Source organism: Actinoplanes sp. NPDC051633, from assembly GCF_040681735.1.
GTDB lineage: Bacteria > Actinomycetota > Actinomycetes > Mycobacteriales > Micromonosporaceae > Actinoplanes.
Map to the genome: position 1 here is coordinate 1 of NZ_JBFAZH010000323.1, position 7,129 is coordinate 7,129.

Genomic DNA, 7,129 nt, shown 5'->3' on the forward strand with positions numbered 1-7,129 from the left:
CGACGGCCGCGGTCCGCCTCGCCAACCAGGGCCCGTCGGACGCCACCACGACGCTGACCATCCCGGTCGGCAACCGGCCCGACGGCCTCTCGGTGCTGTCCGCGGCGGTGGGCGGCGCGCCGTGCACCGCCGTGGCCGCGACCATCACCTGCGCCGGGCTCACCGTGCCGTCCGGCGGCTCGGCGACCGCCACGATCCGGGTCGCCGCCACCGTGACCACGCCGGCGGACACCGTCTGGAACCTGGAGGACGTCGGCGCCACGCTGAACGGCACCGACGTCACCGGCGGCGGCCGCCTGGTCACCGTCTCCGACCCCGACATCAACCTCACCGGCGGCGTCACCACCGACCGGGTCACCGGCGTTCCCGGCGGGCCACCGGCAAGCCCGGCCGTGGCGACCGAGCCGAGCGGCGGCAGCGTGTCGCGCAACGACGACACCGACCGTGACGACACCGGCGACGTCCCACTCCGGCGCGGACCGCTCGCCCGCGCTCCGATCGCCGACGTCGCCACGACCGTCGCCACGACCGTCTCCGGCGGCGAGGTCGGCGGCGAGGTCGACGGCGAGGTCGACGGCGAGGTCGGCGGCGAGGTCGGCGGCGAGGTCGGCGGCGGGGGCAGCGGCGCGACGCCGGCCCCGACCGCGGACCCGGCCATCCCGGACGACAACTCCGACGCCGGCGGGGGCGGCGGCGACAACCTGCCGCGGACCGGCTCGAACATCTTCTCGCTGCTGGTCTTCGCGGTGCTGCTGATCGCGACCGGCGTCGCGGTGATGCTCGTCGCCCGCATCCGGCCGCGTCCGAGGCGCGACGGCAGCCTCTGACACTATGGGTTGATGGCCTACGACGCCTTCGTCCTGCTGTCCTTCGGCGGCCCCGAACATCCCGACGACGTGATGCCGTTCCTGCGCAATGTGACGCGCGGACGCGGCGTCCCGGAGGAGCGGCTGCTCGAGGTCGCCGAGCACTACTACCACTTCGGCGGCGTGAGCCCGATCAACCAGCAGTGCCGTGACCTGCTCGCGGCGGTGGAGGCCGACTTCGCCGAGCAAGGGATCGGGCTGCCCGGCTACTGGGGGAACCGGAACTGGCAGCCGATGCTCGCCGACACGGTCGCCCGGATGCGCGACGACGGGGTCGAGCACGCGCTGGGCTTCGCGACCAGCGCGTACGGCGGGTATTCGTCGTGCAAGCAGTACTGGGAGGACATCGCCGCGGCCCGGGCGCACGTGGGGCCGCGCGCACCGCGGATCGCCAAGCTGCGGCAGTTCTGGGACCACCCGGGCTTCGTCGAGCCGCACGCCTCGGCGGTGCGGGCGGCCCTGGCGACCCTGGATCCGGCCCGCCGCGCCACCACCCGGCTGGTGTTCACCGCCCACTCGATCCCGGTGACCATGGCCGAGACCGCCGGGCCCGACGGCGGCCGCTACACCGCGCAGCTCACCGAGACCGCTCGGCTCGTGCACACCGCGGCCACGCCGGACCTGCCGTGGGACCTGGTCTGGCAGAGCCGCTCCGGCCCGCCGCAGGTGCCGTGGCTGGACCCTGACATCAACGACCACCTGCGGGTCCTGGCCGACAAGGGCGTGACCGACGTGGTGGTCAGCCCGATCGGCTTCGTCTCCGACCACCTCGAGGTGCTCTGGGACCTGGACAACGAGGCCTTGGAGACCGCGCAAGAGCTGGGCCTGGGGTACGCCAGGGCGGGTACGCCCGGCACGGACGCCCGCTTCGTGGCGATGATCCGCGAGCTGGTCCTGGAGCGCACGGCCATGTCGCCGCAACAACGGCTGGGTACCCTCCCGGTCTGGGACGTCTGCCCCGAGAACTGTTGTCCCGCACCCCAGAGACGAGGACCCGCATGACCGAGCGCAAGGCCATCGAGAGCTGGCTCACCGACATGGACGGCGTGCTGGTTCACGAGGGTGTCCCGGTGCCCGGCGCGCCGGAGTTCGTCAACCGGATGAAGGAGTCGGGCAAGCCGTTCCTCATCCTCACCAACAACTCGATCTACACGCCGCGCGACCTGCAGGCCCGGCTCGCCCGCACCGGCATCGAGGTGCCGGAGCAGTCGATCTGGACCTCGGCGCTGGCCACCGCCCAGTTCCTGGCCGACCAGCGGCCGGGCGGCACGGCGTACGTGATCGGCGAGGCCGGCCTGACCACCGCCATGCACGCGGCCGGGTACGTGCTGACCGAGTACGACCCGGACTACGTGGTGCTGGGGGAGACCCGCACGTACAGCTTCGAGGCGATCACCAAGGCGATCCGGCTGATCGACAGCGGCGCCAAGTTCATCTGCACCAACCCGGACGTGACCGGGCCGTCCAACGAGGGCGCCCTGCCCGCGGCCGGGTCGGTCGCGGCGATGGTCTCCAAGGCCACCGGGGTGGATCCGTACTTCGTGGGCAAGCCCAACCCGATGATGATGCGCTCGGCGCTGAACACGATCGAGGCCCACTCCGAGAGCACGGCCATGATCGGTGACCGGATGGACACCGACGTGCTGTGCGGGCTCGAAGCGGGCCTCGAGACGATCCTGGTGCTGACCGGGATCAGCACCAGGGAGGAGAGCGAGCGGTATCCCTACCGCCCGTCCCGCGTCGTCGACAGCGTCGCCGACCTGATCGGCGAGATCTGATCAGGCGATGCGCCTGACCCGGTTGATGGTCAGGCCGTTCTCGCCGAGCAGGCCGCCCATGATCGACACCAGCGGAGCGGCGCTAGATTGAGGCATGGCCGACTCCTCCCGCCGCCAGGTCGCCGCCACGATGGCCGAGGCCGCGCAGGCGTGGCTGGCACTTCTGAACGCGGACCAGCGGACGACCGCCATCGGCCACGCACCCTCGGGCGACGCGACCGACGCCGAACGCCGGCGCTGGTTCTACACGCCGACCGATCACGGTGGACTGACCCTCCACCAGCAGCGACCCGCCCAGCAGCGAGCGGCGATGCGGCTGGTGGCCTCGGGGTTGTCCCGGGCCGGCTTCGTCACGGTGGCCACGACGATGGGCCTGGAGAACGTCCTCGATCACACCGAGGGGTTCGTGGCCCGCTTCGATCGTGAGCGCGGCCGCGACCCCGGCCTGTACTACCTGCGGGTCTTCGGCGACCCGGCCGGCGACGGGATGTGGGGCTGGCGGTTCGGGGGACACCACGTCTCGCTGAACAACCTTGTCGTGGGCGGCGAGCTGATCGCCGCGACACCGTGCTTCATGGGCGCCGACCCGGCCTCTTCCGAGCTGCTCGGCGGCGCGGTGAACCGTCCGCTGGCCAGGGTCGAGGACCTGGCCCGCGGGCTCGTCCGGTCGCTGAGCCCCGACCTCGCGCGCCGGGCGATCCTCTCACCCAAGGCGCCGTCCGACTTCGTGACCGCGAACCGCACGTCGATCTCCGAGGGTGACCGGGTCATCCCGCTGGCCGGGATCTGGCGTGACGAGCGCTTCCCGGATCCGGTCGAGCAGGCCAAGCTGCAAGCGCTCAGCGACGCGATCGACGAAGCCGCCGGCTACGACGAGGCCGACCATCAAGCACTGGCGTACACCGCGCGGCCGAAGGGCGTACCCGGCGCCGATCTCGACCCCGGGCAGCGGGATCTGCTCGGGGGTTGCTGGGCACGTACCTGGACCGCGTGCCGGAGGCGGTGTCGCCGATGGCGGCCTACGACGACAGCGCTCTGCAGGCCGTGCACATCGCCTGGGCCGGCTCGACCGAGCCCGGGGCGCCGCACTACTACCGGGTGCAGGGGCCGCGCCTGCTCATCGAATGGGACAACACCCAGCGGGGCGCCAACCACGCGCACTCGGTCTGGCGCGACCCGGAGAACGACTTCGGCCTGGACGTGCTGGCCGCCCACCACCGCCGTCATCACTGAGTTCAGTGGATGACCGGGCGGTGCCGGGCGGCCGGTGAGACGAGTGGCTAGTTGATCGTCAGGGTGAGCGACCGGCTGGAGGTGCGGGGGACGAAGTCGGTGAACCGCACGGTGACCGTGAAGCTGCCGGACTCCGTCGGCGTGCCGGAGAGCACGCCGCCGCGGGTCACGACCATGCCCGCCGGCAGGCCGGTGGCCGACCAGGCGCCGATCAGGCCGGGCGTCCGCTGGAGGGTCACCGGTGTGTAGGCGGCGCCCATCGTCCCGGTGTGCAGCGATGCCGTGGTGATGCGGACCGCCGCCGGCGGCTTGATGGTGAACAGCTCACGGTTGGGCGAGTCCTTGCCCGCGTTGCGGACCTTGTTGCGGGTCGTGTACGCGAGCAGCCGCGACGCCACCTGGGCCGGCTTCATCGTCGGCGCCGAGGCCAGCAGCATCGCCGCCGCGCCGGCCACGTGCGGGCTGGCCATCGACGTGCCGCTCATCTGGGTGATCTTGGAGCCGGGCGCGTCGGACCAGACACCGACGCCGGGCGCGAACAGGTCCAGGCACTTGCCGTAGTTGGAGAAGGCCGGCCGCGCGAAGGTGCCGCCGACCGCGCCCACCGTCAGCGCCGTCGAGACCCGCGCCGGGCTGACCCGGCAGGCGTCGCGGCCCTCGTTGCCGGCCGCCACCGCGTAGGTGACACCGGAGGCGATCGACCGGCGCACGGCGGTGTCCAGCGCGGCGCTCGCGTCGCCGCCGAGGCTCATGTTCGCCACCGCGGGCTTCTTCGCGTAGCGGGTCACCCAGTTGACGCCCTTGATCACGTCGGACAGGAAGCCCTCGCCGTCGCAGTCCAGCACCCGCACGGCGACCAGCTGCACGCCCTTGGCCACGCCGTATCGAGTGCCGCCGATCGTCCCGGCCACGTGCGTGCCGTGCCCGTTGCAGTCCATCGCGGTCCCGCCGTTGTACGAGAACCCGCTGGTCACCCGCCCGCCGAAGTCGGGGTGGGTCCAGTCGATGCCGGTGTCGATCACGTACGCGTGCACCGACGACGCCGCGCTCAGCGGCGTGTAGGTCCCCGACCGCGTGGTGGTCCGCTGGTCGATCAGGTCCAGGTTCCACACCGGGCTCTTCTGGGTCGCCTCGGCCTGCACGTCGGCGACCCGCACGATCCGGTCCGGCTCGACCGCGGCGACCGTCGGGTTGGCGGCCAGCCGGGCGGCGGCCCGCGCGCTCAGGTTCGCGGTGAACCCGGTGATGCCCGGCAGGGTCTCCTCGACCTCCCCGCCGGCCAGCTTCGCGGCGGCGTTGTCCAGCGAGTCGGAGCCGATCCCGAGCGAGGGCTGCAACGTCACGATGTACCGGCCGGTGGGTGCCGGAACGGAGGCGTATGCGGGGACGGAGGCGGCGCCGGCACCCACGAGGGCGGCCAGGACGGCGGTGGACAGACGGGCGGCATTGTTCATGAGCGCAGGCAACCTTCACCGGTCGTTGAGCGGGGCGCCGTGAACATCGGGCCGGCCCGCGCCGGTGTTAGACGTCAGACGGTTGCAGTGCGGTTGCTGAACCAGCGGGCGGCCACCTGCGTGTGCAGCGGGAAGCCGAGCTCGGCCGGACCGGTCATGACTTCCAGCGCCAGCGTCTCGTTGTTGGCGAAGGATCCCGGCAGCCCGGGCCGGGCCGGCAGGATGCCGAAGACCAGCAGCGTGCCGTCCGGGGCGCTCAGCGTGTCGAAGAGCCGGACGTCCGCCGGCGACGCCGAGAGCCCGGTCTCCTCGGCGAGCTCGCGTACCAGAGCCTCCTGCCAGCTCTCGCCCACCTCGATGAACCCGCCCGGCAGCGCCTGCCGCCCCAGCGCCGGCGCGATCCCGCGCTGCACCACCAGCAGGCCGTCACCGACCGGCTGCACCGCCACGGCGACCGGCGCCGGGTTGCGATAACTGGTCTCGCCGCAGGCGGCGCAGTGCCGCGGCCACGGCTGCCCGGGCGTGAAGCGCGCACCGCAGAAGGTGCAATGTGCGAAACGGTCCGGCACGTCAGGCCAGCGGCGAGTTGCAGGCGGCGACCAGTGCCTGCCGGCACGCCGCCACGAGCGGGCGCAGCGCGTCGTCACGCTGCTGTGCCTCGTATGTGTTCACCGCGCCACCCGGAGCGCTGTGCTCGGCCAGCGTCAGCACCTGGTCGAGGACGCTGGCGCGGGCGAACACCCGGCGCGCCCGCGGGTCGAAGCCGGGCGGCAGCGTGGCGGTGCTCTCCGGCCGCCGCAGCGCCTGCAACGCGCCGGCCAGCTCGGGCCGCCACTGCGCCACGTCGAGGCGGGTAAGCCGGGAGGTCGCCTCGGACAGCGCCAGGCTCAGCTCCTGCTCGGCCTCGGCCGCGCCCATCTGGAAGCCCGGCCGGTAGTCCTGCGTCGGGATCACCCGCCACAGCACCGTCTCGAAGGTCATCCCCGAGCCCGACGTGTGCGTGCGGACCTCGGGCACGACGCCGAACTCGGGCGTCATCACCGCCTCGCCGGCCAGCATCGCCGCACCGGTCAGCGGACCCGGGCCGGACAGGCCGCGCGGGTCGCCGGGCGCGGGCAGGACCAGGCGGATCTCGTCGGGATGCAGCTTGGCGAAGATCGGCAGCGCCTGCGCCAGCGGCACGTCACGCCACGTGCCGGGGGCGTCGGCGACGAGGTGTTCCTCATCGCCGGCGATCTCGTCGGCCAGCTCGTCGAACGGGACGAGGCCGGCCCGCCAGGCGCGCACCCACACGACGAACCGGGTGGACCGGCGCGCCGTCAGGGTGGCCGCATTCGCTGCGGGGGACATGCCGCAAGGGTAGCGGAGCCGGCTGGTCGTGTCGGGTTACGGTGCGTCTCATGTATGGGGAGGACGTGCTTGCCGGGAACTGGCGCCGGCGCAAGGTGGTGCCCGAGGTGGACGCCGAGCGGGACCTGGTCGTGGAGGACGTGGACTCGGGCTTCTGCGGCGCGGTGGTCGGCTTCGAGCTGGGCGCGGTGGTCCTCGTGTACGGCCGGGGCATGCGCCGCAAATTCCCGCTGGAGCCGGCCGCGTTCCTGCTGGACGGCATGGTGGTCACGCTGCGCCGGCCGGCGGTGGTGAACGCGCCGGCGCCGCGGCGGACCGCGTCGGGATCGACCGCGGTCGCCGGCGCGAAGGCACAGGTGGCCAAGGCGAGCCGGATCTGGGTGGAGGGCATCCACGACGCCGCCCTGGTGGAACGGATCTGGGGCGATGACCTGCGCATCGAGGGCGT

Annotated in this window: 7 protein-coding genes and 1 pseudogene; 5 read left to right on the forward strand and 3 right to left on the reverse strand. The window is 72.9% G+C overall.

Annotation, left to right across the window (positions count from 1 at the left end; all coding sequences use genetic code 11):
• The 4 genes and pseudogenes from AB0M20_RS19225 to AB0M20_RS19240 form a co-directional block, all read left to right on the forward strand.
• On the forward strand, positions 1–827 hold an 827-nt coding region (locus AB0M20_RS19225; protein ID WP_364299857.1), incomplete at its 5' end, for a hypothetical protein.
• 12 nt (positions 828–839) lie between these two features.
• A complete protein-coding gene (locus AB0M20_RS19230) occupies positions 840–1,868 on the forward strand; it encodes a ferrochelatase (RefSeq protein ID WP_364299859.1) in 1,029 nt (342 codons plus the stop codon).
• Positions 1,865–2,644: an HAD-IIA family hydrolase gene (locus AB0M20_RS19235; RefSeq protein WP_364299861.1), complete on the forward strand. Its 780-nt coding sequence runs from the start codon at positions 1,865–1,867 to the stop codon at positions 2,642–2,644. The genes AB0M20_RS19230 and AB0M20_RS19235 overlap by 4 nt, the downstream gene beginning before the upstream one ends.
• A gap of 130 nt (positions 2,645–2,774) precedes the next feature.
• Positions 2,775–3,877 (forward strand): annotated as a pseudogene (locus tag AB0M20_RS19240) (DUF3500 domain-containing protein).
• 47 nt (positions 3,878–3,924) lie between these two features.
• Here the strand turns inward: AB0M20_RS19240 and AB0M20_RS19245 are convergent.
• From AB0M20_RS19245 to AB0M20_RS19255, 3 genes are all read right to left on the reverse strand, one after another.
• Positions 3,925–5,331 (reverse strand): S8 family peptidase, encoded by a 1,407-nt coding sequence (locus tag AB0M20_RS19245; RefSeq protein ID WP_364299863.1) that lies wholly within the window; start codon positions 5,329–5,331, stop codon positions 3,925–3,927.
• 74 nt (positions 5,332–5,405) lie between these two features.
• The gene (locus AB0M20_RS19250) at positions 5,406–5,900 is read right to left on the reverse strand and encodes an NUDIX domain-containing protein (RefSeq protein WP_364299864.1); all 495 of its coding nucleotides are present in this window, start codon (positions 5,898–5,900) and stop codon (positions 5,406–5,408) included.
• Position 5,901: 1 nt separating this feature from the next.
• Complete coding sequence (locus AB0M20_RS19255; RefSeq protein ID WP_364299866.1) at positions 5,902–6,681, reverse strand: hypothetical protein; 780 nt, start codon at positions 6,679–6,681, stop codon at positions 5,902–5,904.
• Between the two features lie 50 nt (positions 6,682–6,731).
• Here AB0M20_RS19255 and AB0M20_RS19260 point away from each other — a divergent pair.
• A partial coding sequence (locus AB0M20_RS19260; protein WP_364299868.1) for a DUF3097 family protein occupies positions 6,732–7,129 on the forward strand: 398 nt, incomplete at its 3' end.